Annotated in this window: 21 protein-coding genes, 1 tRNA gene, 1 other RNA gene and 1 pseudogene; 12 read left to right on the top strand and 12 right to left on the bottom strand. The window is 60.7% G+C overall.

Annotation, left to right across the window (positions count from 1 at the left end; genetic code table 11):
- The first annotated feature begins 1 nt into the window (after position 1).
- From PAF20_RS08870 to rpmG, 4 genes are all read left to right on the top strand, one after another.
- Positions 2-1,288, top strand: coding sequence for an ArgE/DapE family deacylase (locus tag PAF20_RS08870; protein WP_271070317.1), 1,287 nt, complete (start codon positions 2-4; stop codon positions 1,286-1,288).
- Positions 1,289-1,366: 78 nt separating this feature from the next.
- Positions 1,367-2,488: an anhydro-N-acetylmuramic acid kinase gene (locus PAF20_RS08865; RefSeq protein WP_271070316.1), complete on the top strand. Its 1,122-nt coding sequence runs from the start codon at positions 1,367-1,369 to the stop codon at positions 2,486-2,488.
- A 165-nt stretch (positions 2,489-2,653) separates the two neighbouring features.
- An RNA gene (rnpB, locus tag PAF20_RS08860) (RNase P RNA component class A) lies at positions 2,654-3,026 on the top strand.
- A gap of 135 nt (positions 3,027-3,161) precedes the next feature.
- Entirely contained in the window at positions 3,162-3,329 is a 168-nt protein-coding gene (gene rpmG, locus PAF20_RS08855) for a 50S ribosomal protein L33 (protein WP_011750518.1), read from the top strand.
- Here rpmG and lnt read toward each other — a convergent pair.
- Positions 3,322-4,977, bottom strand: coding sequence for an apolipoprotein N-acyltransferase (lnt, locus tag PAF20_RS08850; protein ID WP_271070315.1), 1,656 nt, complete (start codon positions 4,975-4,977; stop codon positions 3,322-3,324). The genes rpmG and lnt overlap by 8 nt on opposite strands.
- Before the next feature lie 473 nt (positions 4,978-5,450).
- Positions 5,451-6,965: pseudogene (locus PAF20_RS08845) on the bottom strand (DEAD/DEAH box helicase); the annotation flags it as partial.
- Positions 6,966-7,174: 209 nt separating this feature from the next.
- Here PAF20_RS08845 and PAF20_RS08840 point away from each other — a divergent pair.
- Positions 7,175-9,139, top strand: coding sequence for a cation:proton antiporter (locus tag PAF20_RS08840; protein ID WP_271070313.1), 1,965 nt, complete (start codon positions 7,175-7,177; stop codon positions 9,137-9,139).
- Positions 9,140-9,187: 48 nt separating this feature from the next.
- Here the strand turns inward: PAF20_RS08840 and PAF20_RS08835 are convergent, their stop codons facing one another.
- From PAF20_RS08835 to tkt, 3 genes are all read right to left on the bottom strand, one after another.
- Positions 9,188-10,090, bottom strand: coding sequence for a lysophospholipid acyltransferase family protein (locus tag PAF20_RS08835; protein WP_271070312.1), 903 nt, complete (start codon positions 10,088-10,090; stop codon positions 9,188-9,190).
- Positions 10,087-11,019: a DMT family transporter gene (locus PAF20_RS08830; protein WP_271070311.1), complete on the bottom strand. Its 933-nt coding sequence runs from the start codon at positions 11,017-11,019 to the stop codon at positions 10,087-10,089. The genes PAF20_RS08835 and PAF20_RS08830 overlap by 4 nt, the downstream gene beginning before the upstream one ends.
- Before the next feature lie 76 nt (positions 11,020-11,095).
- Positions 11,096-13,114 carry a transketolase gene (gene tkt, locus PAF20_RS08825; RefSeq protein WP_271070310.1) on the bottom strand — a complete coding sequence of 673 codons (2,019 nt, stop codon included), beginning with the start codon at positions 13,112-13,114 and terminating at the stop codon, positions 11,096-11,098.
- A gap of 302 nt (positions 13,115-13,416) precedes the next feature.
- On the opposite strand from tkt, the gene PAF20_RS08820 reads away from it, so the two are divergent.
- The 5 genes from PAF20_RS08820 (at position 13,417) to PAF20_RS08800 (ending at position 16,799) form a co-directional block, all read left to right on the top strand.
- The gene (locus tag PAF20_RS08820; protein WP_271070309.1) at positions 13,417-14,133 is read left to right on the top strand and encodes a 50S ribosomal protein L21; all 717 of its coding nucleotides are present in this window, start codon (positions 13,417-13,419) and stop codon (positions 14,131-14,133) included.
- Between the two features lie 4 nt (positions 14,134-14,137).
- On the top strand, positions 14,138-14,410 hold the full coding sequence (rpmA, locus tag PAF20_RS08815; protein WP_271070308.1) for a 50S ribosomal protein L27: 273 nt from the start codon (positions 14,138-14,140) through the stop codon (positions 14,408-14,410).
- Between the two features lie 93 nt (positions 14,411-14,503).
- Positions 14,504-15,064, top strand: a complete 561-nt coding sequence (locus PAF20_RS08810) for a GNAT family N-acetyltransferase (RefSeq protein ID WP_271070307.1) — start codon at positions 14,504-14,506, stop codon at positions 15,062-15,064.
- A gap of 353 nt (positions 15,065-15,417) precedes the next feature.
- A complete protein-coding gene (locus PAF20_RS08805; protein ID WP_271073286.1) occupies positions 15,418-16,311 on the top strand; it encodes an aldo/keto reductase in 894 nt (297 codons plus the stop codon).
- Positions 16,308-16,799 carry a flavin reductase family protein gene (locus tag PAF20_RS08800; RefSeq protein WP_271070306.1) on the top strand — a complete coding sequence of 164 codons (492 nt, stop codon included), beginning with the start codon at positions 16,308-16,310 and terminating at the stop codon, positions 16,797-16,799. Before PAF20_RS08805 ends, PAF20_RS08800 begins: the two co-directional genes overlap by 4 nt.
- Positions 16,800-16,929: 130 nt before the next feature.
- Here the strand turns inward: PAF20_RS08800 and PAF20_RS08795 are convergent, their stop codons facing one another.
- The 4 genes from PAF20_RS08795 to PAF20_RS08780 form a co-directional block, all read right to left on the bottom strand.
- Entirely contained in the window at positions 16,930-18,408 is a 1,479-nt protein-coding gene (locus PAF20_RS08795) for a carboxypeptidase M32 (protein WP_271070305.1), read from the bottom strand.
- Positions 18,405-19,553, bottom strand: coding sequence for a heme A synthase (ctaA, locus tag PAF20_RS08790; RefSeq protein WP_271070304.1), 1,149 nt, complete (start codon positions 19,551-19,553; stop codon positions 18,405-18,407). The genes PAF20_RS08795 and ctaA overlap by 4 nt, the downstream gene beginning before the upstream one ends.
- Positions 19,554-19,614: 61 nt before the next feature.
- A complete protein-coding gene (locus tag PAF20_RS08785; RefSeq protein ID WP_271070303.1) occupies positions 19,615-20,079 on the bottom strand; it encodes a hypothetical protein in 465 nt (154 codons plus the stop codon).
- On the bottom strand, positions 20,072-20,689 hold the full coding sequence (locus tag PAF20_RS08780) for a DUF5671 domain-containing protein (RefSeq protein ID WP_271070302.1): 618 nt from the start codon (positions 20,687-20,689) through the stop codon (positions 20,072-20,074). Before PAF20_RS08780 ends, PAF20_RS08785 begins: the two co-directional genes overlap by 8 nt.
- Positions 20,690-20,840: 151 nt before the next feature.
- On the opposite strand from PAF20_RS08780, the gene PAF20_RS08775 reads away from it, so the two are divergent.
- Positions 20,841-20,915 (top strand) — tRNA-Gly (locus PAF20_RS08775).
- A 68-nt stretch (positions 20,916-20,983) separates the two neighbouring features.
- On the opposite strand, the gene PAF20_RS08770 is transcribed toward PAF20_RS08775, so the two are convergent.
- A complete protein-coding gene (locus tag PAF20_RS08770) occupies positions 20,984-21,232 on the bottom strand; it encodes a BolA family protein (protein ID WP_271070301.1) in 249 nt (82 codons plus the stop codon).
- A 67-nt stretch (positions 21,233-21,299) separates the two neighbouring features.
- Here PAF20_RS08770 and PAF20_RS08765 point away from each other — a divergent pair, with 67 nt between their 5' ends.
- Positions 21,300-21,929, top strand: coding sequence for a J domain-containing protein (locus PAF20_RS08765; protein WP_271070300.1), 630 nt, complete (start codon positions 21,300-21,302; stop codon positions 21,927-21,929).
- Positions 21,930-21,933: 4 nt separating this feature from the next.
- Here the strand turns inward: PAF20_RS08765 and PAF20_RS08760 are convergent, their stop codons facing one another.
- Together PAF20_RS08760 and gyrA are read right to left on the bottom strand one after the other, a co-directional pair.
- The gene (locus tag PAF20_RS08760; protein ID WP_271070299.1) at positions 21,934-22,998 is read right to left on the bottom strand and encodes an AI-2E family transporter; all 1,065 of its coding nucleotides are present in this window, start codon (positions 22,996-22,998) and stop codon (positions 21,934-21,936) included.
- Positions 22,999-23,012: 14 nt separating this feature from the next.
- Positions 23,013-25,787, bottom strand: a complete 2,775-nt coding sequence (gene gyrA / locus PAF20_RS08755; RefSeq protein ID WP_434802908.1) for a DNA gyrase subunit A — start codon at positions 25,785-25,787, stop codon at positions 23,013-23,015.
- Positions 25,788-25,840: the final 53 nt, after the last annotated feature.

Genomic DNA, 25,840 nt, shown 5'->3' with positions numbered 1-25,840 from the left:
AATGACCACCGCCACCGACATCATGAATGCCGTCGATGCGCTGTTCGACGATCAGGTCGCGGCGCTTTCCGAACTGACCGCTCACGCCTCGACCCGCGGGCAGGAACAATCGGCGCAGGCCTTCATGGCACGGCAATACGCCGATCACGGCCTCAGCACCGATCACTGGCGGATCGAACTGGAACGGATCCGCAACCTGCCGGGCTTTTCCCCGGTCATCGGCGATTACGAGGATGCGCAGAATGTCGTCGCCACCCATCAGTCCCGCAGCACCAAAGGCCGCAGCCTGATCCTGAACGGCCATATCGACGTGGTGCCCGCCGGGCCGGAAGATTTCTGGACCACGCCGCCATTCCAGCCGCGTATTGACGATGGCTGGCTGTATGGGCGCGGCGCGGGTGATATGAAAGCCGGGCTTGCCGCGAACCTCTATGCGCTCAAGGCGCTGCGCCATCTTGGCCTGCAACCAGCCGCAACCGTCCATCTGCAATCCGTGGTCGAGGAGGAATGCACCGGCAATGGCGCGCTCGCCTGTCTGGAACGCGGATACCGCGCCGATGCCGCGCTGATCCCGGAACCCTTCGCTGAAACGCTGGTCTCCGCACAGGTCGGCGTGCTGTGGTTTCAGGTCCGGCTTGCCGGCCTGCCCACCCATGTCGCCTATGCGGCTGAAGGGGCAAATGCCATCGAAGCCGCGCAGCCCGTATTCGAATCGCTGCACCGTCTCGAATCCCGCTGGAACCAGCCCCGCCACCGCAGCCCCGATTTCGCACATCACGACCACGCGCTGAACCTCAATATCGGTCGGATCGAGGGCGGCGACTGGACCAGCTCTGTCCCCGCATGGTGCGTGTTTGAGGTGCGCATGGGGCTGTTTCCCGGTCAGTCGCTGGACGATGCCCGCGAAGAAATCGCCGCTGCCGTGGCAGAGGGCGCACAGGCATCCGCCTTTCTGCGCGACAACCCGCCCCGTATCACATGGCACGGCTTTGCCGCCGAAGGCTATGCGCTGTCGCAGGATCGCTCCGCCACGGCCATGGCGGCCATCGGCGCACTGGAAACGGCGCATCAGACCGTCGCCGGCGGCCCCTTGGAACGCAAGCCGATCACCGCGACCACCGATGCGCGTTTCTTCGGCATCTACGGCCAGACCCCTGCCTTGGTCTATGGCCCGAAGGCCGAGAATATCCACGGTTTCGACGAACGCGTCGATCTGGACTCCATGCGCTGCGTGACACAGGCGACCGCGCTGTTCATCGCCGATTGGTGCGGGCTGGAAAGCGCCTGATCCGCGCCCCGGACTGTTCGCGGCCCGGACAAGCTGCTATCGCCAGGCGCGACAATGTGACGAAGGAAACCGCCTGCAATGACCCCTGCATGGACCATCGGCCTGATGACCGGAACCGTTCTGGACGGTAATATCGACATTGCAATGATCCGCACCGATGGCGAAACCATCCAAGAATTCGGCCCGTGGGAGCTCGCCCCCTATCCCGAGGGCCTCAGCGATCTTCTGCGCGATACGCTGGCCGCCGCGCAAGAGTGGAAATTCACCGGCCCCGAACCCGAGATCTTTCGCGAAGCCGAAACCGCGCTGACCGAGGCCCAGTCAGAGGCCGTGAATCGCTTCATCGCGCAGCACGGCTTTGTGGCGGGCGACATTGCCGCCATCGGCTTTCACGGCCAGACCGTTCTGCACGCCGCGCCCCAGCCCGGTCGCCGGGGCAACACCCGTCAGCTTGGTCTGGGCGCGCTGATGGCAAAGATCACCGGGATCGACGTCGCCTATGATTTCCGCAGCGCCGATGTGCAGGCAGGCGGGCAGGGCGCACCGCTGGCGCCGGTCTATCACAAGGCCATGCTGGACAAGATTGGCGCGGGCACTGACACGGCGATCCTCAATCTCGGCGGTGTGGGCAATATCAGCTATTTTGACGGCCAGCAGATGGTGGCCTTTGATACGGGTCCCGCCAATGCGCCGGTCAATGATTGGATCAGGGCGCATACAGGTGCCGCAATGGATGAAGGCGGCAGAATCGCTGCAAGCGGGACGGTAGATGAAACGCTTCTGGCGAAGCTGCTGGAACATCCCTATCTGTCCGCACCGTTTCCGAAATCCCTCGACCGTTTCGACTTCCCGGCCTCGATGGCGGACGGGCTGTCTCTGGAAGACGGTGCCGCGACGCTGACCGCCTTTACTGCCGGGACCGTTGGCAAGGCGCTCGACCTACTGGGCGGGGTGCCCAAGCGGCTGATCGTCTGCGGCGGCGGTCGCCGTAACCCCCATATGATGCACCAGCTTTCGCGCCGCACCGGGGCAGAGGTCCTGCTTGCCGAAGATGTGGGCTTGCGCGGCGACGCGGTAGAGGCAGAATGTTTCGCTTTCCTCGCCATGCGGACGCTGCGCGGCCTGCCGATCAGCTTCCCGATGACAACCGGCGCCCCCGCACCGATGACCGGCGGAAAAATCGCGCGACACAAGGCGTGACGTATTGGTGCTTTGTCGTTCTTCGCAAGAACTCGCTCGCCCGAATTAAGTGTATATACGCGTTATATACGGTTTAAATACGGATTATGGACGGGAAGAATACGCCCCGGAACTGCCCGGGGCGCGTCTTGACCGAGGCGGCAAAACCCCTCATATCCCCCTCACGCGGATGGCCGGATGACCGCGGGGGCGCGCCCCCCGAGGAAAGTCCGGACTCCATGAGGCAACGGTGCCGGGTAACGCCCGGCGGGGGTAACCCCAGGGAAAGCGCCACAGAGAACAGACCGCTTGCGCAGGCCGCAGGCAAGGGTGAAACGGTGGGGTAAGAGCCCACCGGGGGGCTGGCAACAGACCCCGCATGGCAAGCCCCACCGGGAGCAATGCCGAATAGGGATCTCGTGCCGGCAACGGCAGCGCCGCCTTGCGCCAGAAGATCCGGGTTGGCAGCTTGACGCACGCAGTAATGCGCTGCGCAGAGGAATGGTCATCCAGGGGGCTCGCCCCCGGACAGAATCCGGCTTACAGGCCATCCGCGTGTTATCTGCCAAAGGCGTGGGAAAACCCGGCCTATGCGCATGTTTTCCGGTTGACACGGCCCGTGCAGACGCTAAATAGCGGGCTTCATGAATTTCCACGGTGGCCGTCCGGCGCCGCCGCAGCAGGAGCAATAACGATGGCGAAGCCGACGACGATCAAGATCCGTCTGAACTCGACGGCCGGGACCGGGCATTTCTATGTCACCAAGAAAAACGCCCGCACGATGACCGAGAAAATGACGGTCAACAAATACGACCCGGTTGTGCGCAAGCATGTTGAATACAAGGAAGGCAAGATCAAGTAAGGATCTTGCATTGCAGCCCGATCGGTGATCCGGCGGCTGCGGACCTCAGAATAAAAGGCGTCGCTTTGCAGCGGCGCCTTTTTTTGCATTCATGATGCGCTGTATTGTCGCCCAGTTTCAGGTGCGGGCGGCGATGAAAGCCTGCTACGACAATCAATAAAATTGAAATAATAACAATCGGCAAAGGGCCAAACTTCATCCATATTGTCCGAGGCAGAGCAGCTGGAAGCGGCGCGTCGATATGCCCCACGACACCCAGCGGCAATGACGCTGTGATGCGTCCCAGCGGGTCGATTGACGCCGTAATCCCGGTATTTGCAGCACGCATCAGCGGCATTCCGGATTCGATCGCCCGCAGCCTTGCCTGCGCGAGATGCTGATAGGGTCCGGACAGCGTGCCGAACCATGCGTCATTCGTCGCCTGCAACAGCCATTCAGCACCCTCGACACTGCGAAGGTGCTGCGGAAAGATCGCCTCGTAGCAGATCAGCGGCTGAAAGGGCGGCAGGCCTTCGGACTGCATCACCGCAGGCCCGGAACCGGCGGAATAGCCAAAGCCAAGCTGCGCCGCGAATGCCCGGATTCCAATCCTGGCCATCTGGTCGCCCCAGGGAATGTATTCGCCAAAGGGAACAAGATGGAACTTGTCGTAGATCTGCCGCACCTCACCGCCAGGTGCGACCTCGATGAAAGAGTTGTAATAGCGCGCATCCTCATCCCGCTGGATGCCCATCAGCACCGTGGTCCCTGCCGCCTCGCTTAGAACCGGCAGTGCTTCCCCGGCGACGTTCAGTGGGAAGCTGACAGCGGTTTCCGGCCAGATGACGGCATCGGGGGCGGGGCCGTCGGCGGGCGCAGCGCTTTCCTGCAGCAGCCGCTGCCAGAAGATTTGCGCCCATTCGGGGTCCCATTTCAGAGCTTGTTCCGCATTTGGCTGGACAAGGCGCAATGTGACTCCCGTCTCAACGATTGGCGTATCAAGGCGCTTTAGTCCGCCCACCCATAGTGTGGCCACAAGAAGGACGGACAGTGCCGTGCCCGGCCACAGGCTTAACGCCGCTGCCGTGCCGTTTCGGCGGAAAATAACCGGCAATGCGGCAACAGCCACAGTCAGCGCCGTAAGCCCGATAGCGCCTGCATATGCAGCGGACTGAGCGACCGGAGTGTCAATCCAGATATGGCCCAGAAGCGCCCAGGGCAGGCCGGTGAATATCCATCCTCGCAGCCAGTCCGACAGGACCAGCCCGGCAGCGAATGCGACAACGATAGCGTTGCCGTGTCCGGCTATACGTCCGGCGATCCAGCCGGGCACCGACCAGAACAGTCCACCGCCGAGAGCCATGAACAGCAGCGCGAAGGGGGCCATCCAGCCGTAGATTTCGGGCTGCACGAAAAACGGCTCGACGATCCAGCTCATCGCAAGCGCGAAATAGCCCATTCCGGCGCCGAGTGCCCGCCAGCCGCAGCTCGCCGCAGTTCGCGCGGCAGCAATGCGCCAGAAGATGATCGACAGGGCTAGCAGGCTGAGCGGCCACAAGCCCCAAGGGGCCTGGCCGGTTGCCACCGCCGCACCAAGCAGCGCGTCGACAAGGACAGCTCGCAAGCCGCGATGCCAGTGACCTGCCACCTTATCGCGCGCGCCGCGCATCAGCTTTCTGGCGTGTCCGATTGCTCGGCGGGAGGGGGTGTTTTGCGGCTGCGCGTGCTGCGACGTTTCGGCTTGGCCGGTGCCGCTTCTGGTGCAGCGTCTGTTTCCTTGGCCTCATCCGCCGCAGCAGCCGTCTCATCGGTTTTGGTCGCTTTGGCCGCGGTTTTGCGCGGGGCGCGGCGGCGCTTGGGCTTTTCCACGGGCTCTGCGTCCGGTGTTGCTTCTGGCGCTGCCTCAGCTTCTGTGGGCTTCGTTTCCGATTCGGCATCCGCTTCCGGCGCCGGATCGGCCGCCTTCTTGGTGCGACGGCGGCGCGTGGGCTTGGGTTTTTCTTCGGCCGCCGCTTCAGGAGCGTCCTTAGCGACATCCGCATTGTCGGCCTGCTCATCGGGCGCAGCGGCTTGTTCAGCCACCTCCTCTTTCGCGGCTTCCTCGGCCTTGCGCTTCTTGTCCTTGGCGCGTTGCTGATCGGCCTTTTTCTTAGCCTCTGCAACGTCGTTCTGTTCCATCGCCGTTGCTGTGGCGGCAAGCGCGTCGGCGAAGCTGTGCTTCAGGAAATCGGGGACATGATCGCCCATGCCCTGAACCTGCCTGCCACCATCGCGATTGTCGTCGCGGCGACGGTCATTGCGGCGGTCGCTTTGCTGATTACCGCGATTGTCGCCGCGCTGTTCCGGGCGAGCATTCTGGCGGCTGTCGCTTTTGGGCTGTTCCTGCGGGTCTTGCGCCTCCTGCGTAGGTTCCTCGCGCCGGTCGTCGCGGCGAGAGCGCGAGCGCGACCGTCCGCCGCTGCGACTGCTCTCGCGCGGGGCAGAGCGCGCGGCATCGGACAGGGAGAAGCCTTCTGGCGGGTTGGCACGCGGCAGGGCCTGCTTCACCAGATTTTCGATACCAGCCAGATATTTTTCATCCGCCGGTGTCGCAATCGAATAGGCCGTGCCCTGGCGTCCCGCGCGACCGGTGCGGCCAATGCGGTGAACGTAGTCTTCAGCGTGGCTGGGCAGGTCAAAGTTGAAAACGTGGCTGACCGCCGGAATATCCAGCCCGCGCGCGGCGACGTCAGAGGCGACCAGGAAGCGAAGGCTGCCATCGCGAAAGGCATCCAGCGTTTTCATGCGCTGCGTCTGGTCCAGGTCGCCGTGAATCGGTGCCGCATCAAAACCGTGCGCTTTCAGGGATTTGGCGACGATATCGACTTCGGTTTTACGGTTGCAGAAAATGATCGCGTTTTTCAGCGGTTCTCCCTCTGCTTCGATCAGCGCGCGCAGCAATTCGCGCTTCTGCTTGGCGGTCTGATCTTTGCGGGTCGGTGTTATCTCGACCAGCTTCTGGGTGATGGTCTCAGAGGTTGTCGCCTGACGCGCGACCTCGATCCGTTCGGGCGAATGCAGGAAGGTGTTGGTGATGCGCTCGATCTCGGGCGCCATCGTGGCACTGAAGAACAACGTCTGGCGGGTGAAAGGCGTCAGCTGGAAGATGCGTTCGATATCGGGGATGAAGCCCATATCCAGCATCCGGTCGGCTTCGTCCACAACCATGACCTCCACCCCGGTCAGCAGCAGCTTGCCGCGCTCGAAATGGTCCAGCAGCCGGCCCGGTGTGGCGATCAGCACATCTACGCCCCGGTCGATCAGCTTATCCTGCTCGGCAAAGGAAACCCCGCCGATCAGCAGTGCCTTGGTCAGGCGGGTGTTCTTGGCGTAAATGTCGAAATTCTCGGCCACCTGCGCGGCGAGTTCGCGCGTCGGACACAGCACGAGGCTGCGCGGCATACGCGCCCGCGCCCGGCCCCGAGACAGGCGTGTGATCATCGGCAGCGTAAAGCTGGCTGTCTTGCCGGTGCCGGTCTGGGCGATGCCAAGGACATCGCGCCCCTCCAGAGCCGGAGGGATAGCGCCCGCCTGAATCGGGGTCGGGTTTTCATAACCCGCTTCGGCAATCGCCTTGAGTACTTTCGGATCTAACTTAAGGTCGGAAAATTTGATCATTTGCGTCCATATGCTGCACTAATTGCGCAGATTAAAAATGGGACGCCATTCTACGCCCCTCGTTCGTCTGCCGGATGCAGACGCGAATTGCCCTAGCTTAATCAGTGTTACTCGTCAATCTTGTCAAAAAAAACAACATTCGGTTGCGATAGATGGGGAACAGAATCGCATAACCAACGGTTGGCCGATGATTGATCGAAGGAATATCCATGGCAATTTCCGCAGAAGCCGGGCTTAGCCCCGTTCAGGCATTCGCTTTAGTCGGCGTCGTCGGTGTTGGTGCGCAGTGGCTGGCCTGGCGTTTCAGGCTACCCGGTATCGTCATGATGCTGATTGCGGGTCTGGCGCTTGGCCCCTTCACCGGCATCTTCGTTCCGTCGCGTGATATCGGCGCATTGACGGGGCCGATGATTTCTCTGGCTGTGGCGGTGATCCTGTTCGAAGGCGGGCTGACGCTGAACTTCAAGCAGCTTGAGGATGCGGGGCCGGGCGTCAGGCGACTGGTTGTCATCGGGGCGCCCTTGGGTTGGCTGTTGTCTTCGCTGGCGCTGATTTTTATCGCCGGTCTCAGCTGGGAAACCTCTGTCGTTTTCGGCGGTGTCATGATCGTTACGGGCCCGACCGTGATCGCGCCACTGCTTCGGGCCGCCAAGCTGCACAACCGCCCGGCACAGCTTCTGCAATGGGAAGCCATCGTAAATGACGCGGTTGGCGCCCTTGTCGGCGTCGTCGCTTTTGTCGTTGTCATGGTCATCCAGCAGCAGCAAAGCGTCGCGAGTGCGATCTGGACGATTATCTGGGGCATATCCTTCGCGGCCCTCGTTGGGTTTGGCGCGGCCTTGCTTGTGGTCAATGTCTTCCGCCGCTCACTTGTGCCGGAATATATGAAGGTGCCGCTGTTGTTCGTTCTGGTTCTGGCGGTTTTCGCGGTATCGGATGCGGTGCTGCATGAATCGGGGCTGCTGGCCGTGACGGTCATGGGGCTGATCATCGCCAACGCCAATCTGCCGTCATACACAGAGATCTATCGCTTCAAAGAGCAGGCGACGACCTTGCTGCTGTCGGGTGTGTTCATCTTGCTGGCAGCGAATGTGCAACTGGAAACGCTGGATCTGCTGAACTGGCGCTCTGCGCTGTTCATTTTCTCGGTTATCCTGCTGGTGCGACCGCTGACGGTGCTGCTCTCTCTCGCCGGGACCTCTATCCCGATGAATGAGCGTCTGCTGGTGGCATTTACCGGCCCACGTGGGGTGGTCCTTCTGGCCATTTCCGGCATCTTCGCCCAACGCCTTGTGGCGGAAGGCGTGGCTGATGGCGCGGTGTTGCAGCCGCTGGCATTCGTTCTGGTGCTGACAACTGTCGTTCTGCATGGTTTCACGCTGAAGCCGCTGGCGCAGAAGCTGGGGCTGACCTCATCCGAAACGCCGGGCATGATTATTGTCGGTGGGTCAAGCTTCACCACCGGGCTTGCGCAGGCGTTGGAGAATGCGGGGGTTCAGGTGCTTGTGACCGATCCGAACCGTGGGCAGTTGCGCTCTGCCAGGGCGGCGGGCGTGCATACTTATTACGGTGACATCCTGTCGGAAAGCGCCGATCACGGTGTCGAGTTTATCAGCTATTCCACGATTTTTGCTGCGTCCGACAACGACGCCTATAACACCCTTGTCACGACCGACCTTGCGCCGGAATTCGGACGCAATGCGATCTGGCAGATTTCGCGCGTCAAAGAGGATCAGGCGCGTCATGCTCTGCCGAACCAGCTTGGCGGGCAGGGCGTCAATGGTGGGCGCACACTGGCGCAATATCTCGAACTGCTCGCTGATGGCTGGATTTTCCGCGCCACCCGCCTGACAGAGGAATATACGCTGGAGGACTGGCAGGCCGCACGGGAAGGCGCGATCCCGCTGGCTGTCGTGCAGGACGGCAGTGTGCGTTTCGTGGGCCGGGATGAAGAACTGACTGGAAAGCCGGGCATGCGCATCGTGTCCATGATGCCGCCCGAGCTGGCAGAAAAGATCCGTCGCGAGGCGGAAGAAAGCAGTAAACAGCGCGAACAGGCCAAGGCAGAGGCGAAGGCTGTCCGTAAGGGCGACGGCGAAGGCAGTCAGCCGGACGAGGAAGAAAGTGCCAGCGACGGCAATGGTGGTAAATCGCCGAGGGAGTTGCCGGGTTAGAGCACGCTTCGACGAAGCGATGTCTTCACGCGGCGGCGGATAGACCTGTCAGCCGCCGCGCTTCTTCCATCGCCGGTGAACCCAGAACCACTGACCGGGATGCGTCCTGATCTGTCGTTCGAGATCATCGTTCAGGGCCTGCATCATTTCCTCTGCGGAGCCATGTGGAATGGGCGTCCCGACCTCGACTGAAAAGCTTAGACCATCCGCTTGCCGAACCCCCGCGATCGGCACCAGCAGCGCATCATAGCGCAGCGCCAGCTCTGCCGGGGTCAGAACGGTGCGGGAAGGCAGGCCGAAAAATTGCAGCGCCGTTCCGTCATGCACAAACTGGTCGAAGCCAAGTGCCAGCATCCCGCCACCGCGCAGGAATTTCAGCATGGCAGCAAAGCCGGCGCGACCGCGCGGAAATATCGGTTCTGCGATATTGCGCATCGCGGGGATGTAATGCGCGTTGAAAGCCGGATTGTTCATTGGCCGGTATAATGCACCCACGGGCCAGCCGCGCGCCGACAAGGCCGCCCGCATCGCGTCGTAATTGCCGAAATGGGCGCAGGCGAGAATGACGGGTCGGTCCTCGGCCGCAGCTTGTTCCAACGCTGGAAGGCCCGGACCCGTGAGCGGCGCGGATGCGCGGATGCGGTTGGTGAACTCTTCGCCCGAATAGATCTCTGCCATAGAGCGGCCGGCATTGTTCAGGACATGACGGGCGATTTCCCTGCGGTCCTTTTGGGAGAGATTCGGCATGGCTAGGGCAAGGTTTTGTTCTGCCCGGCGCGACCAGCCTGCAACAGGTCCAAGTGCCCGCGAAAAGATCCAGCCGACCAGCGGAATGCGCTTCTTATAAGGCAGCAATTGGGCAAACCCCATGACGGCAAGGAAGGCAGCATTGGCGATGCGGTCGGCAAGATCGACCTGCTCGGCTTCATCGTTGTTTCGGCTGTCACTCATCCGCGGCTTTGTCCATTGGCCAGACGGCTTTCCCGATACCAGATATACAGACCAGCGGCGACGATGATCGACGCGCCGATTACGGTCCATCGGTCGGGCAGCACGCCCCAGAAAAGCCAGCCCCACAGCGCCGCCCAGACCAGTCCTGTGTATCCGAAAGGTGCGATTGCCCCTGCCTCTGCCAGAGAAAATGCGTGGATCAGCAGCGCCTGCGACACCGCGCCGAAAAGGCCGATCAGGAAAAAGGCCCAAAGGTGCTGAACCTCGATCGCTTGCCAGAAGAACGGCACCACAAGGCTGCTGGCGATGCTGCCGACAACCACGGTCCAGATCAGCGAGGTGGCAAGAGAATCCGTCCGCACGACCCTCGTCAGCAAGGCGCCGCCTGCATAGGTGAACGCCCCGATCAGCGTCAGGATGGATGCGGGGTGAAAGACCCCGAATCCGGGGCGGATGATGATCATTGCGCCGATCATCGCGGCGACGATACCGGCAATGCGGCGCCAGCCGACCGATTCCCCCAGAAACAGCGCCGCCCCAAGGGTAATCAGCACAGGGTTCATATCCATGATCGCCGTCGCCTCAGCGATGCCGATATACTGGATGGCGGTGAAGAACAGCGAAACAGAGGCAAGCTGGCACAAGGCCCGCACCAGCTGGAACATCGGCTGGCGAGAGCGAAGGCTGGGTAAAAAGCGCGCGCGGTAGAAGATCAGCACCACGGCCAGATTGCCCATATAACGCGCCCAGACGACCTGCGCAGGGGAATAGAACTGCCCCAGATATTTTGCCGTCGCATCCATCAGCGTGAAAACGAAGACGGACAGCAGCAGGAAAATGATGCCGCGTGTCTGATCGTTGCCATGCGGCAGGCCCCTGCCGTCACGCTCACGCCCGAAAAGGGCAAAGGCACGTGGCAGGGCGCGCATCAGGAAGCCGAAGCCGCAGCGAATCTGTTTCGCTGCGGCCCGCTGTCAGTGCAATGCGTTGAAGGTGCGATTGCGATCAAACCAGTTCCTTCGCCACCTTGACGACATTTTCCGGGGTGATGCCGAACTCCTTGTAAAGGACATCTGCGGGGGCAGAGGCACCGAAGCCCGACATACCGATAAAGGCCGAGGTTGTTTCTGATCCGCCTTCGCCAAGAAGCAGCCAGTCCCAGCTTTGACGAACGCCTGCCTCAATTCCGATACGCGCGGTCCCTTTGGGCAGGACCTCGCGGCGATAGGATTCGGGCTGGTCGCGGAAAAGCTCCATGCTCGGGATGGAAACCACGCGGGTCGGGATGCCCGCAGCTTCCAGGGTCTCCCGCGCATTCACGGCGATTTCCACTTCGGAACCAGAGGCGATCAGGATCACCTTCGGCTCGGCAGATGCCTCGCGCAGGATATAGGCGCCCTTGGCAGAGCGGTTTTCACCCGCATCTTCGCGCAGCAGCGGCAGGTTCTGGCGCGACAGGGCCATAACCGAGGGCGCGTCAGTGGTTTCCAACGCGATTTCCCATGCCTCCGCCGTTTCGATCAGGTCGCAGGGACGCAGAACCAAAGTGTTCGGCGTCGCGCGGCAGATCGACAGATGCTCGACCGGCTGGTGGGTCGGTCCGTCCTCTCCCAACCCGATGCTGTCATGCGTCATAACATAGATCGGCGCGACCTGCATCAGGGCAGACAGGCGCATCGCGCCGCGTGCGTAATCGGTGAAGGTCAGGAAAGTGCCGCCATAGGGGCGATATCCGCCGTGAAGGAATATCCCGTTCATGGCCGCGGCCATACCATGTTCGCGGATGCCGAAATGGACGTAGCGGCCGCCACGGTTTTGCAGATCGAAAATGCCCAGATCGCCGGTCTTGGTGTTGTTCGAACCTGTCAGGTCGGCAGAGCCGCCGAACATTTCCGGCAGAAGCGGGTTGATTACCTCCAGTACCATTTCGGAGGCCTTGCGGGTGGCAACCTTGTGCTGGCCTTCAAGCGCCTGTTCTTTCAACGCGGCAATCGCTGGGCGGAGCTTCGGGCTGACCTCATGCGAGATGCGGCGTGCGAATTCGTCGCGCGTGTCGCCGGGCAGGGCGTCGACGCGCTTCTGCCATGCGTCGCGGTCTTCGGCACCACGCGAGCCGGCCTCGCGCCATTGGCTCAGGATGTCGTCCGGGATAACGAACTCCGCATGATCCCAGCCATAGGCGCGACGGGTCGCCGCGATTTCCTCTTCACCAAGGGGAGAGCCGTGCGCCCCTGAGGTATCCTGCTTCTTGGCAGAGCCGAATCCGATGATGGTCTTGCAATCGACCAGCGTCGGCCGGCCATCGGATTCCTTGGCGGCGGTCAGAACACGGTCGATATCCGCCGCGTCATGGCCGTCGCAGGACAGAACGCGCCAGCCCGAAGCGGCAAACCGTTCATGCTGGTTGGTCTTATCGGCCAGCGTGACGCGACCGTCGATCGTGATGTTGTTATTGTCCCACAGCACGATCAGTTTGCCGAGACCCTGTGCACCTGCCAGCGAAATCGCCTCTTGGCTGATGCCTTCCATCAGGCAGCCGTCACCGGCGATAACCCATGTGCGGTGATCGCAGACCTCTTCGCCGAACTCGGCGCGCGCGGCTTCTTCGGCCATCGCAAAGCCGACCGAGTTGGCGATGCCCTGGCCCAGCGGACCGGTCGTCGTCTCAATCCCGTCGGCATGGCCGTATTCCGGGTGGCCGGCCGTTTTGGAGCCCCACTGGCGGAAGTTCTTGACCTCTTCCAGCGTCATATCCTCATAGCCCGTCAGATAGAGCAGCGCATATAGCAGCATAGAGCCGTGGCCAGCTGACAGGATGAAGCGGTCGCGGTCGAACCAGTTCGGCGCTTTCGGGTCAAACTTCAGGTGCTTGGTGAACAGCACTGTGGCGACATCGGCCATGCCCATAGGCATACCGGGATGGCCGGAATTGGCCGCCTGGACGGCATCCATTGCCAGGACGCGGATCGCGGTGGCGAGGTTCCAATGCTGTGGGTCGGCCTTGCGGCGGGCTTCGAGGTCCATGGCAACATCCTTTCAGACAGGGTTGCGCCCCTGATAGCAGGTGCGGGCGGGGTTTCAAGACGGCCTGAAATCGTGCAATAATACGAAAGCGCGGGAAATGCGTGGACAAATCGGGCCCGCCGAAGCTTGACTTGTTGCGCCGAATCCCCCATATGCGCGCTACCGGTCGGGCGAGAGCCTTTGACCGGTGCTATGTTTTTGAACCATCACCCATAAGGGTGCGCTGTCCGAAGGCGGGAAAACCTCCCCCAACGCCGGGAATTTGCCGGGGCCGCAGGATGCGGGATACGAAGGAAAGATGAATGTTCGCAGTTCTCAAAACGGGCGGCAAACAGTACCGCGTTCAGGCGGGCGACGTGCTGCGCGTGGAAAAGCTGGCCGCTAATGCTGGTGAAACAGTCCAGTTCAACGAAATTCTGATGGTGGGTTCGACCGTCGGCGCGCCGCTGGTTGACGGTGCTGCCGTTCAGGCCGAAGTGATCGAACAGATCAAGGCTGACAAGGTCATCACCTATGTCAAGCGCCGCCGCAAGCACAGCTCGCAGCGGACCCGTGGCCATCGCCAGCAACTGACGCTTCTGCGCGTCACCGACGTGCTGGAAAAAGGCGGCGACAAGTCTGGCGTAAAGGAAGCCATCGGTGCACGCACCGCCGGCGCATCCTATGTTGCCGAAGCCAAGCCTGCCGCCAAGAAAGCCGCGCCGAAGAAAGCGGAAAAGGCCGAAAAGCGTGCCGCAAAGGCTGATGACGCGCCGAAGGCAGCAGTCGGCACCCGCCCGGCCAACCTGCTGAGCGAAGCGCGCGAAGGCGGTGCGGACGACCTGAAACTGATCTCGGGCGTGGGACCGAAACTGGAAGAGCTGCTACACGAAAACGGCGTTTTCCACTTTGACCAGATCGCCGCCTGGAAAAAGGCAGAGATCGAATACATGGACGACCAGTTGTCGTTCCATGGTCGCATTGAACGCGACGAATGGATCAAGCAGGCCAAGGATTTGGCTAAAGACAAGAAGGACTGAAACCATGGCACATAAAAAAGCAGGCGGTTCGTCCCGTAACGGCCGCGACTCTGCCGGTCGCCGCCTTGGCGTCAAGCTGTATGGCGGTCAGGCCGCAGCAGCAGGCAACATCATCGTGCGTCAGCGCGGCACCACCTGGTGGCCGGGCGCCAATGTCGGCATGGGCCGCGATCATACCCTGTTCGCGCTGACCGACGGCGAAGTGACCTTCAAGAAAGGTCTCAAGGGTCGCACCTATATCTCGGTCATGCCAGCGAGCGCTGAGGCTGCCGAATAAGCCGATAACAACCCGGCAATATCAGGGGGATCGGCGAAAGCCGATCCCCCTTCGCGTTTCGGGGTGACGTATCACCCCTGTGGAGGAGATGACATGACAGCACTTGCGCAAGTCGCCCCGGACCTGACGAAAGATCAGCCGGTGATAACGACCGAACGGCTGGAGCTTCGACCGTTGCGGCGCTCTGATGTCGGTCTGATTGCGCATTACACCGCTGATCGCCGCGTGGCCGAAGGCACGCGCGCCATTCCCCACCCACTGCCACCAGGTGCTGCGGAAAGCTTTGTCGCACGCGCGATGGACCCAGAGCGGAGCGAAGATGTCTGGGCAATTGACGGTTCGGCAAACGGCTTGGGCGAAGTTCTGGGCGTGGTGTCTCTGACGCGGATGGAAGACGACCAGTCGGAACTGGGGTTCTGGGTCGGGGCCGGCTTCTGGAACACCGGTTTCGCCAGCGAGGCTGTCTCTGGCCTTGTGGCAGAAAACCCGCACAATTCCCGCACGCTGTTCGCCGAGGTGTTTCAGGACAATCCCGGCTCTGCCCGTGTGCTGACCAATTGCGGCTTTGCCTACCTGGGCGATGCTGAAAGCTGGTCAGTGGCGCGCAACGCACGTGTGCCCACGTGGACCTATCTGCGCCGGATGGGCGGCTGATCGGGAAATGGATGCGGACGGTGGAACTGATTCCTGCCGTCTGCTTTTCACTTTTCGTTTTGAGAAACGTTCCAGTCCCCATCTCTGCTGCGCGGGGATACGTCTGATTTATAGTTGTTTGATTGGCTTTGCGACAAACCGGCACGGTTAAGCGTGAACCTCTAATTGGATGTTATTTCAACTAATTTTTTATTGATTGCTTCAATTGTCTGCGCTCCAATGGCGTAAAATTGTGCGAGAGAAGCCTTTTCTTTATCGAATAATTTTATCTGGGCTTGGTTTACTCTCCGGTTGCGGCTTATGTCATTGTTCGAACGCAGACTGTTTCTTTGCAGAAGGGCGCACCGATGAAGATGGAGCGTATCCAGATAGCCGATGATGTGTCGCTCAGCCGGATGGCCTATGGAATGTGGCGCATCGCTGATGATCGTGACACCACCCCTGGGCATATCCGCGCCAAGATAGACGCATGTCTCGCGCAGGGTATCACCACACTGGATCAGGCCGATATCTATGGTGGCTATACGGCAGAGGCCTTGCTGGGTGCCGCGTTGAAGGAATCGCCCGGTCTGCGCGATCAGGTTGAAATCGTCACCAAATGCGGAATCATAGCGCCTACGGGGCGGTATGGTGACGCGCGTGTGAAGCATTACGACACCTCTGCCGCGCATATCCAGGAGGCGGTCGAGGCAAGTCTGAAGGACATCGGCACCGACCGGATCGACCTTCTGCTGATCCACCGTCCCGACCCGATGATGGATGCTGACGAAACAGGGCGAGCATTGGATCAGCTTGTCGAATCGGGGAAGGTGCTCGCGGTCGGCGTTTCGAATTTTCTGCGCGACGATACGGAGTTGCTGCAGAGCGTGATGCATCAGCCGCTTTGCGTCAACCAGATCGAGATTTCACTTGGTGCACCAGACCCGTTTTCAAACGGTCAGCTTTCGTTCATCCAGAATCATGGCATGGTTCCAATGGCTTGGTCTCCGCTGGCCGGGGGCTCGCTTTTCGCGGGCGCGCAGCCCGAACTGGTAGAGGTGATGCGGCAGATGGCGGAGGCGAAAAATTGTGATCTGGCGGCCCTGGCGGTGGCATGGCTTCTTGCCCATCCTGCGGGTATCGTGCCGGTCATGGGAACGAACACGATGAGCCGTATTGAAACGTTAACACAGGCATTCAGCGTATCGCTGGACCGTGAGGACTGGTTCATTCTGTATCAGGCGGCACTCGGCCACGAGGTTGCATGACCTCATTCATTCCCGACCACGCAAACGCGCGCAGGTTTCGCGACGCGCTCGGCAACTTTGCGACCGGCGTGACGGTGGTGACGATTGCGACGCCGGACGGGCCGGAAGGGGTGACGGCGAACAGTTTCGCGTCTGTTTCTCTGGCCCCGCCGCTGGTGTTATGGTCGCCCGGCAAATTCTCGCGTCGTCACGATCTGTTTGCGCAGGCGGCGTTCTTCAGCGTTCATGTGCTGGCCGAAGATCAAAAGGATCTGGCGGATCGCTTTACCCGAGGTGGGGCTCAGTTCGATGGGCTGGATCTGGCTGAATCGCCAGATGGGGTCGCAATCATTCCCGGCGTGCTGTGCCGCTTTGACTGCAGGTTAGAGGCGTCGCATGATGCCGGGGACCATACGTTGGTCATCGGCCGTGTCTTAAGGGCTGAGGAACGACCGGGCCGCCCTCTCGTCTTCGCGCAGGGGAAATGGGGCGGTCACCGGCCAGATTGACAGCCCGGCCGGGGGGCGCGGTCAGATGGCAAGGAAGGACGATGACCATGCTTTACATCGATAGGGGAACGTAAACGTCCCGCGCCATTTTACTTTCCAGCAAGCTGGAAATGCTTGCCTCTGCCACGGATCAAAGCGCGTAGATGGCGCCGAATTTCTCTTCCAGATAGTCCAGCAACGGTTGCGCAGAAACCTGCGTCCCGGTCGCACGCTCGATCAGGGGAACAGGTGCGACCAGACTGCCGTGGCGATGCACGTTTTCGCGCAGCCATTCCACGGCGGGCGTCGCGTCGCCTTCGGCAAGCGCCGCATCCAGTTCGGGCAACGCGGCCTGCATCGATTGGTTCAGGCACCCTGCATAGACATTGCCAAGCGCATATGTCGGGAAATAGCCGAACAGGCCAACAGACCAGTGCACATCCTGCAAGACGCCGTTTGACGGCTTGTCCACGGCGACGCCGAAATCCTTCAGGAAGCGCGCATTCCACGCCTCTTCAAGGTCGGTCGCATCAAGCCGGCCCGCGATGAGATCTCGTTCCAGATCGAAGCGCATCATGATGTGCAGATTATACTGCACCTCGTCCGATTCGGTGCGGATATAGCCGGGGCTGACGCGGTTCACGCTGGCGTAGAAGTCATCGGCATTGTCGATGTTCAGCCCGTCGAAGGCGTCCGGCATGCGGTCGAACAGCCAGCCGGTGAAGGCGCGGGAACGTCCGATCTGGTTTTCAGAGATGCGCGATTGGGATTCGTGCACACCCAGCGAGACGCCGCGACCCAGTGCCGTAAAGGCGTAATCGCTGTCGATGCCCAGCTCATAATTGGAATGCCCCACCTCGTGAATGGTGGAATAAATGCAGTTGAAGGGATCGCTGGTGACGACACGGGTCGTGATGCGGCTGTCCTGCCACCGGCCAGAGCTGAATGGATGAACCGCAATATCCATCCTTCCGCGCGTCCAGTCATAGCCGAATGCAGTCGCGCATTGCCGCGCCAGCCTGAGCTGGGTTTCTGCCGGAAACTGTCCGTCAAGCGCCTTTGGCTGGCGTTCGGCCCCCATAACGTCGTCACGAAGCTGGACGAGCCGCGGACGAAGCGTGGCGAAGATGCGCGAAATGGATTCGGCGCTTGCACCGGGTTCGTAATCGTCCAGAAGCGCATCATAGGCGTCACCGCCATCGGCAAGCGCTGCGGCTTCTTCGCGCTTCAACATCAGGATGTCCGACAGGGTCGGTATAAAGCTGGCGACATCTTCGGTGCTGCGGGCCTCTGCCCATATACCCTGCGCGAGAGAGGTCAGGCGGGCCAGTTCCATCGCCAGACGCGCAGGAATCCGGGTCTGACGGCGGAAGTCGCGGCCGATCAGTTCCAGCATTCTTGCGTCTTCTTCGTCCTCAACCTCTGATGCTGCGCCATCCAGCCATTCACCGATGCGGGGGTCGGTGCGACGCTCATGCAAGACGGCCTCCATCGCCGCCATTTCCTCGGCCCGCTGCTCGGCAGCGCCGCGTGGCATGACGGTTTCCTGATCCCAGCCAAGGCGTTCTGCGACAGAGGACAGAGCCTCGCTCGTCCGCTGGAATTCCATCAATGCGTCGAGATCGCTCATTTCACCGTTCCACGAATCGAGGTTTCAAAGGGATAGCGGGCATGGTGCCTTGCACGCAGGATCAGCACGAACAGAAGCACCGCGCCAAGCTGGTGGATCAGCGCCAGCATCAGTGGCGAGGCATGGATCACGTTCATGATTCCCAGCACGACCTGTAACAGCAGAGCTGCCAGCATCGCAGTATAGGCACCGCGCGTGACCGAATGCGGCGAACGGCGTGACCGCCGCCAAACGACGATGCCGAAAATGAACAGCAGATAGCCGACCATGCGGTGCGTGAATTGAACCAGTGCCGGATTTTCGAACAGGTTGCGCCAGCCAAGCGCGGGATCCCAGATGGCGGCGGGTATCCATTCGCCGCCCATTGTCGGCCAGCCGGTATACTGACGCCCCGCATCTATGCCAGCCACGAGCGCACCGATCAGGATCTGGACGAAGGCCAGATGCATCAGCCCGGTGGACATCGAAAACAGCTTCGGCTCTGCCGCGCGGCGTGCCCGCATCAGCGCAGCCTCTGGTCGCGACAGCTGCATGGCGTACCAAGCGATCAGACCAAGGATGGCGAAGGCAAGGCCCAGATGAATGGCAAGGCGATAGCTGGCGACGGAGGTCAGCGTCGTCGTCGCCACACCCGAATGGACCATCCACCAGCCTATCGCACCCTGCAGGCCACCCAGGACCCCAAGCCCGAGAAGGCGCGGCGTCCAGCCCGTAGGGATACGTTTCGTGGCCCAGAAGAACAGGAAGCCGGCCGCCCAAACCAACCCGACAAGACGGCCAAGCAAACGGTGGGACCATTCCCACCAATAGATTCGCTTGAAGCCGGCCAGATCCATATCCGGGTTTTCTTCGGTGAATTGCGGGATTTGCTGATAGGCGTCGAATTCCGACTGCCATGCGGCATCGCTCATCGGCGGCATCACGCCGGTGACAGGCTTCCATTCGACAATGGACAGGCCAGAACCGGTCAGCCGCGTCGCGCCGCCAAGCGCGATCATCGCTGCAACCATGACGAAAATCACGATCAGCCACGCTCGGATCGCGCGCCGCGCGCCCTTCGGTGCGGAATCGATCATGCCGCCTGATGGCGGGGCTGCGCGAGGTGTCTCGGTCGTGACTTCCTGGAAAACCGGGCGTTTGGCCATGGAAACTCCTGCCTTGAATTGGGGCATGGCTTAGCCTGTGCGGGCAGGGTCGTCCAGCCGGTCAGTTGGACGGTTCGACGGTGTTTTGATCCATCGGCTCGTTTTCTGCCGGTAATGAGCCGGAACCGTGAAGCCTGCTGACGGAGCAGCCGGTCTCAGCATTGAACTCTTCGTAAGCGGACTCATAGCCGCGCCGCATCTGTCCGGGTTGTTCAAAGGGCGCGCAGACCTGCCACACGCGCTCATCGATGATGCTGTATTCGTATGTACCTTCGCCGGAAGGGTCCTCGGTCGGCAGGTCAGCCGGGCAAGCGCCGGTTTCCTGCGGGGCTTCAGGCAAACGGCCGAGCAGGTCCGCCTGGCAACGGATGTTCTGGTTGATCAGCCCGATATCGTCCCGCCGAGTCTGATCCCGCTGTTCCAGCCGTGCCTGCATCGGGCCACCGCTGACAAAAAAACCGGCAATGACGGCAAGTGCGGCGGTGATTGCAATGGCGGCGGTCGCTTTGCCCTTCGTCTCAGTCATTGAGTTCGTCCCGATAGTAAGCAACCACCAGCCCCGCGACGGCTGCGACCAGCAGGGCCTTCAGCGCGAAACTCATCGTGATTTCGCCGTTGAGCAGGGCATAGACCGTCGCGACCAGATCACCCATCAGCGTGAGGGCCGCGATCAGCAATGTGATCGAGGCAAACCATTTGCGCACAAGGGATCTGCGCCGCCCCTGATCGGCCGATGTGCGTCGCTGAATCCAATTATTGAGCAGGAGGAATACAGGCGTAAATGTAATCAGCGCGGCCATCGGCCACCGCATCCCGGCGCGGATATAGGGCAAGCTGTCCTGGTCCTCTGGCAGCAGGGTATCGATCAGGCGAAAGCCCAGCTGGGTCAGGTGAAATGCGATCATGCCCAGAGAAATAAACAACAATCCGTAAAGCAGCGCCTCGCGCGCCGAAACGTATGGGCGCGGTCGCGGAACGGGCGGAAAACCGTCAGCCTCGACCCAGGCGCTAAGTGCGTCCTCGCGTTCCCGGGGCGACCATCCCGCGTCTGACAATGCCGCGTCGATCTCGGCACTGCTGCGGCCGGACTGCAGGGCGTTGCGGACAAAACCCGCGAGTTGATCCGATTGACGCATGACAAACCTCTGACTGGGCCACTGTGCCGACTGGTCGTTTGGGCGCAAGGCAAATTTTTTCGGCTCTTTGCGTTTTTTCCGCTTGCACCCCCGGGCGTGCTGACCTAAATGACCCCTCACCGGCGGCCAAGGCTACCGGCCAGAAACGGATGCGGGCGTAGCTCAGGGGTAGAGCATAACCTTGCCAAGGTTAGGGTCGTGAGTTCGAATCTCATCGCCCGCTCCAGTTTCTTCCAGCAAACGCCGGGCCTGCGCCCGGCTTTTTGCTTTTATGATTGCTGAAACGAACCGCTCTCAGGCTGTGATTTCGATCGCAAGTGCATGAATGCGCGGAACGATGTCGCCAAGCGTGATGTGAACCAGCCGATGCCGTTCCAGGCGGCTTTTCCCTGCGAAAGAGGGCGAGGCAATGCGGATCCTGAAATGGGACTGCCCGCCTTCGCGAAAGCCGGCGTGACCGCGATGCTGTTCGGATTCATCGACGATCTCCAGCATTGTGGGTGACAGACCCTGCAGTCTTTCGCGCATCTGGTCGGCAATCATCGAAGCCCCCTTTCATCCGGTCGCAAATAGCTTAGTATGTCGACCCCTACGAGAACAAGGCACTGGCATGACCAACGACGACCCTTTCGGATTCGATCTTTCTGCTAAAACTGACAAAAAACGCCGTTCCAAGGGCCGTCGCGGGATGACGGGGGCGTTTGAGACGTCGACGCGTATCTGTGACAAAGAGGGCTGTGAGGAGGCGGGTCAATACCGTGCGCCGAAATCTCCCCGGTCGTTGGATGACTACTACTGGTTCTGCAAGGATCACGTTCGCGAATACAATCTGAACTGGAACTATTTTCAGGGTCAGTCGGAAGAAGAGTTTCAGGAGTTTCTGGACAACGCCACCGTGTGGGAACGCCCGACCAAGCCATTCGGAAAGGCCGCGCAGGAACAGGCATGGGCGCGCCACGGTGTCAGCGATCCTTTGGAAATTCTGGGATCGAACGGCACGGATCCGTCCGTTCGTGAAACCGGGCTGCGGCGCAAGCTGCCACCGACCGAACGACGCGCGCTTGATATTCTGGAAGCGAAGGATGGCTGGACGAGGCCAGAAATACGAAAGCAGTACAAGGCTTTGGTTAAGGTTCTTCATCCAGATATGAATGGCGGCGACCGCTCTGACGAAGAGCGTCTTGCAGAAGTTGTCTGGGCATGGGACCAGATCAAGGAAAGCCGGAACTTCCGCGACTGAGAGGTTATTCGTCGGCCATTCCGTCATCGGGATGGCCTTCGCGCGATAGCATGATGGCGATGGGCCGCATCCAGGGGATATGCGCACAGACGATCATGATTGCGACCATGATCGGAACCGCCAGGAACATGCCCGGAATGCCCCAGATAGCCCCCCAGAAGGCAAGCGACAGGATGATGCCAAAGCTCGACAGCCGCAGCGTCTGACCTAGCAGCATCGGGTCTATCACGTTGCCGATGGCAAATTGCACCGCGCTGCAGGCGGCGGCGATGGCAAGTGTTGTGCCGACATCGGCCGTCAGCACATAGGTCAGCGCAACGGCGATCACCGTCGCAATGATCGACCCGACCGATGGCAGAAAATTCAGCGCAAAGGTCAGAAGCGCGATGGCCCCTGCAAGCGGCAGTTTGGCAAGTGTGAAAATCCCGTAGACGCAGATAGCCGTTGCGCCGCTGACAATCGTTTTGACGATCAGATACCTGTTCACGCGCCGCATGATAGACGTGATGATCTGGCGCACATGCGCGGCCGATGCGCGATCCCCGCTGAGCAGGCTTTCGATTTTCAGTGGAAACCAGACCCTTTCTGCAAACATGAAGCCGACGAACAGGATGATCAGCACAGTCGCCGACAACAAATTTGAGGCACCACCAGCCGCCGTGCGCATCCATCCGGTCACATTTATGTTGCGAATGATGGTATCGACGGTTTCCTGCGCCTCTGGTCCCAGCCATTCCAGCAATGAGGGCAGGGCGGCCTGCATCTGTTCTGCATAGGAAATAGAGGTTGTCACAACCTCATTGATCTGGCTGACGACGGTTGCCGCGGCCCAGAGGAGGCCAAAGGCGATCAGCAATAGTGCGATGGTCGTCGCCAGCCAGTTCGGCACCCTCTGACGCGCAATCGCTCCGATGGCGTCAGAGGTAAGCGAGAAGATGATAATCGCGATGGCAAGGCAGATCAGGATGAACTTGGCCTGAACCAGCAGGAACATCAGCAGCGCAAAGGCTATGACGCCGAGAAACCCCGTTTGCAGCCGGTCACGCAGAAGCTGATTCTGTTGCTCCAATTTTGTCCTCGCGATCAGGATTCGGCGTTGTCTTCTGCCTCATCCTCGCCCTGATCCGCGATACGTGCAACGGAAACAACGGTTTCGCCCTTGGATGTGTTAAAGACGCGCACACCGCCCGCAGATCTTGAGCGGAAGCTGATGCCTTCAACCGGCACCCTGATCGACTGTCCGGTCGAGGTGGCCAGCATGATCTGATCGTCAGACTCTACCGGGAAAGAGGCGACAAGCTGACCGCCGCGAAGCGCCTTGTCCATGGCCATCACACCCTGGCCGCCGCGACCGCGCAGCGGGTAATCGAAGCTGGAGCTGATCTTGCCGGACCCTTTGGCCGTGATCGTCAGGATCAAATCCTCTGCCGCAGACATCTGGGCATAGCGTTCCTGCGTGATGCTGCCTTCCGCAACGTTGTCGTCATCTTCATCCGGCTCTGCACCATCATCCAATGCGCCGGCAACAGCGCGGCGCATTTTCAGATAGGCGGCGCGTTCGGCTGGGTCGGCTTCGAAATGGCGGATCACGGACATGGAAACGACCGTATCGCCCGCACCCAGGCGGATGCCGCGCACGCCGGTGGACGAACGGCTTTGGAAAACACGCAGATCGGTTGCGGCAAAGCGGATTGCGCGGCCCTTCGCGGTCACCAGCATGACGTCGTCATCATCGGTGGCCATGCGCACACCGATCAGGCTGGTGTCCTGGGGCAGTTTCATCGCGATTTTGCCGTTCGACTTAATGTTGGTGAAGTCGGACAGGGCATTCCGGCGCACCTCGCCACCGTCTGTGGCAAAGATAACCTGATAGTTGTCCCATTCTTCTTCCGGCGCATCCATCGGCAGAAGTGCGGCGATAGAGGTTCCGTTGTCGATGGGCAGGATATTGACCAGTGCCTTGCCTCGCGCGGTCCGCCCGCCAAGCGGCAGACGCCAGGTTTTGAGGCGATAGACCATACCCCCGGTTGTAAAGAACAGCAATTCGGTATGGGTATTGGCGACGAACAGGGTGGTGACAACGTCATCCTCTTTCGTGGCCATCCCGGAAAGTCCCTTGCCACCCCGCTTCTGAGAGCGGAATTCGGCAAGCGCGGTCCGTTTGATGTAGCCGCCAGAAGTGATGGTGACGACCATATCCTCACGCTCGATCAGGTCCTCATCGTCCATATCGCCGGACCATTCGAGGATCTCTGTGCGGCGGGGCACAGCGAACAGATCTCTCACCTCGTTCAACTCGTCCGAGATGATGCCCATGATCCGTTCGCGGCTGGCAAGGATCGCAAGATATTCGCGGATCGCATCTGCCAGTTCCTGCAATTCGTCGGTAACTTCCTGAACGCCAAGCTGGGTCAGGCGTTGCAGGCGCAGGTCGAGGATTGCACGAGCCTGCGTTTCAGACAGGTTATAGGTGCCGTCATCGTTGACCGGGTGGCGCGGATCGTCGATCAGCTTGAGATATTCAAGGATGTCATGGGCTGGCCAGCGGCGCTCCATCAGGCGCCGTCGGGCCTCGGCCGCATCGGCGGAAGAGCGGATGGTCGCAACCACCTCATCCACGTTCGAAACGGCAACCGCCAGACCGCACAGCACATGGCTGCGTTCGCGCGCCTTGCGCAGTTCAAAGGCGGTGCGACGGGCGACGACCTCCTCTCGGAACGAGATGAAATGGGTCAGGAAGTCGCGCAAAGTCAGCTGTTCCGGCCTGCCGCCATTCAGCGCAAGCATGTTCGCGCCAAAACTGGTTTGCATCGGCGTGAAGCGGAACAGCTGGTTCAGCACGACCTCTGCCGTTGCATCGCGCTTCAGCTCGACAACGACGCGAACGCCGTGACGGTCGGATTCGTCTTGCACATGTGCAATGCCCTCGATCCGCTTCTCCTTGGCCAGTTCGGCGATCTTCTCGATCATCGTGGCCTTGTTGACCTGATACGGGACTTCTTCGATTACAATCGCATAGCGGTCCTTGCGGATTTCCTCGATCCTGGTCTTGGCGCGGAGGATGACCGAACCACGACCCTCCAGATAGGCTTTGCGGATGCCGGAACGGCCAAGAATCGTACCGCCGGTCGGGAAATCCGGACCGGGCACGATTTCCATCAACCGTTCGGTCGACAGGTCAGGATTCTCGATCAGTGAAAGCGTTGCATCGACAACCTCGCCCAGATTGTGGGGCGGGATGTTGGTGGCCATGCCGACAGCGATACCGCCCGCACCATTGACCAGCATGTTCGGAAAGCGTGCGGGCAGGACCGTGGGCTCGCGGTCCTTACCGTCATAGTTATCCTGAAAATCGACCGTTTCCTTGTCGATATCGGCCAACAGATAATCGGCGGGCTTTGCCATGCGCACTTCGGTATAGCGCATCGCCGCAGGCGGGTCGCCGTCCATCGAACCGAAGTTGCCCTGACCGTCCAGCAACGGCAGCGACATGGAAAAATCCTGCGCCATCCGTACAAGCGCGTCATAGATCGCGCCGTCACCGTGGGGGTGATATTTACCCATGACGTCGCCAACCGGGCGGGCCGATTTGCGGTAAGGTTTGTCATGCGTGTTGCCGGTTTCGTGCATCGCGTAAAGGATGCGGCGATGCACCGGTTTCAGACCGTCACGCAGGTCCGGGATCGCGCGGCTGACAATAACCGACATAGCATAATCGAGATAGCTCGACCGCATTTCGTCGGTGATGTCGATCTGGGGACCGTCATGATGCATGACAACGCGTTCTGGCGTGTCATCCCCGCCGTCATTGCCATTTCCGGCCAGTTCCAGATCGTCGTCTTCGGGGGTATCAGCCACGTCTCACGCCTCAAGATATTGTTGCCGCGCGGTATAGCACCTACGCGGGCTTG

Source organism: Paracoccus albus (genome assembly GCF_027913035.1).
In the GTDB taxonomy this organism is placed as follows: Bacteria; Pseudomonadota; Alphaproteobacteria; order Rhodobacterales; family Rhodobacteraceae; genus Paracoccus; species Paracoccus albus.
Note: the sequence above shows the minus strand (reverse complement) of the source record. Positions and strands in the feature narration are given on the sequence as shown.

Bases quoted from the DNA above. Each gene is read 5' to 3' on its own strand.
- PAF20_RS08870 (WP_271070317.1), top strand. From the start codon at position 2: ATGACCACCGCCACCGACATCATGAATGCCGTCGATGCGCTGTTCGAC.
- PAF20_RS08865 (WP_271070316.1), top strand. From the start codon at position 1,367: ATGACCCCTGCATGGACCATCGGCCTGATGACCGGAACCGTTCTGGAC.
- rpmG (WP_011750518.1), top strand. From the start codon at position 3,162: ATGGCGAAGCCGACGACGATCAAGATCCGTCTGAACTCGACGGCCGGG.
- lnt (WP_271070315.1), bottom strand. From the start codon at position 4,977: ATGCGCGGCGCGCGCGATAAGGTGGCAGGTCACTGGCATCGCGGCTTG.
- PAF20_RS08840 (WP_271070313.1), top strand. From the start codon at position 7,175: ATGGCAATTTCCGCAGAAGCCGGGCTTAGCCCCGTTCAGGCATTCGCT.
- PAF20_RS08835 (WP_271070312.1), bottom strand. From the start codon at position 10,090: ATGAGTGACAGCCGAAACAACGATGAAGCCGAGCAGGTCGATCTTGCC.
- PAF20_RS08830 (WP_271070311.1), bottom strand. From the start codon at position 11,019: ATGCGCGCCCTGCCACGTGCCTTTGCCCTTTTCGGGCGTGAGCGTGAC.
- tkt (WP_271070310.1), bottom strand. From the start codon at position 13,114: ATGGACCTCGAAGCCCGCCGCAAGGCCGACCCACAGCATTGGAACCTC.
- PAF20_RS08820 (WP_271070309.1), top strand. From the start codon at position 13,417: ATGTTCGCAGTTCTCAAAACGGGCGGCAAACAGTACCGCGTTCAGGCG.
- rpmA (WP_271070308.1), top strand. From the start codon at position 14,138: ATGGCACATAAAAAAGCAGGCGGTTCGTCCCGTAACGGCCGCGACTCT.
- PAF20_RS08810 (WP_271070307.1), top strand. From the start codon at position 14,504: ATGACAGCACTTGCGCAAGTCGCCCCGGACCTGACGAAAGATCAGCCG.
- PAF20_RS08805 (WP_271073286.1), top strand. From the start codon at position 15,418: ATGGAGCGTATCCAGATAGCCGATGATGTGTCGCTCAGCCGGATGGCC.
- PAF20_RS08800 (WP_271070306.1), top strand. From the start codon at position 16,308: ATGACCTCATTCATTCCCGACCACGCAAACGCGCGCAGGTTTCGCGAC.
- PAF20_RS08795 (WP_271070305.1), bottom strand. From the start codon at position 18,408: ATGAGCGATCTCGACGCATTGATGGAATTCCAGCGGACGAGCGAGGCT.
- ctaA (WP_271070304.1), bottom strand. From the start codon at position 19,553: ATGGCCAAACGCCCGGTTTTCCAGGAAGTCACGACCGAGACACCTCGC.
- PAF20_RS08785 (WP_271070303.1), bottom strand. From the start codon at position 20,079: ATGACTGAGACGAAGGGCAAAGCGACCGCCGCCATTGCAATCACCGCC.
- PAF20_RS08780 (WP_271070302.1), bottom strand. From the start codon at position 20,689: ATGCGTCAATCGGATCAACTCGCGGGTTTTGTCCGCAACGCCCTGCAG.
- PAF20_RS08770 (WP_271070301.1), bottom strand. From the start codon at position 21,232: ATGATTGCCGACCAGATGCGCGAAAGACTGCAGGGTCTGTCACCCACA.
- PAF20_RS08765 (WP_271070300.1), top strand. From the start codon at position 21,300: ATGACCAACGACGACCCTTTCGGATTCGATCTTTCTGCTAAAACTGAC.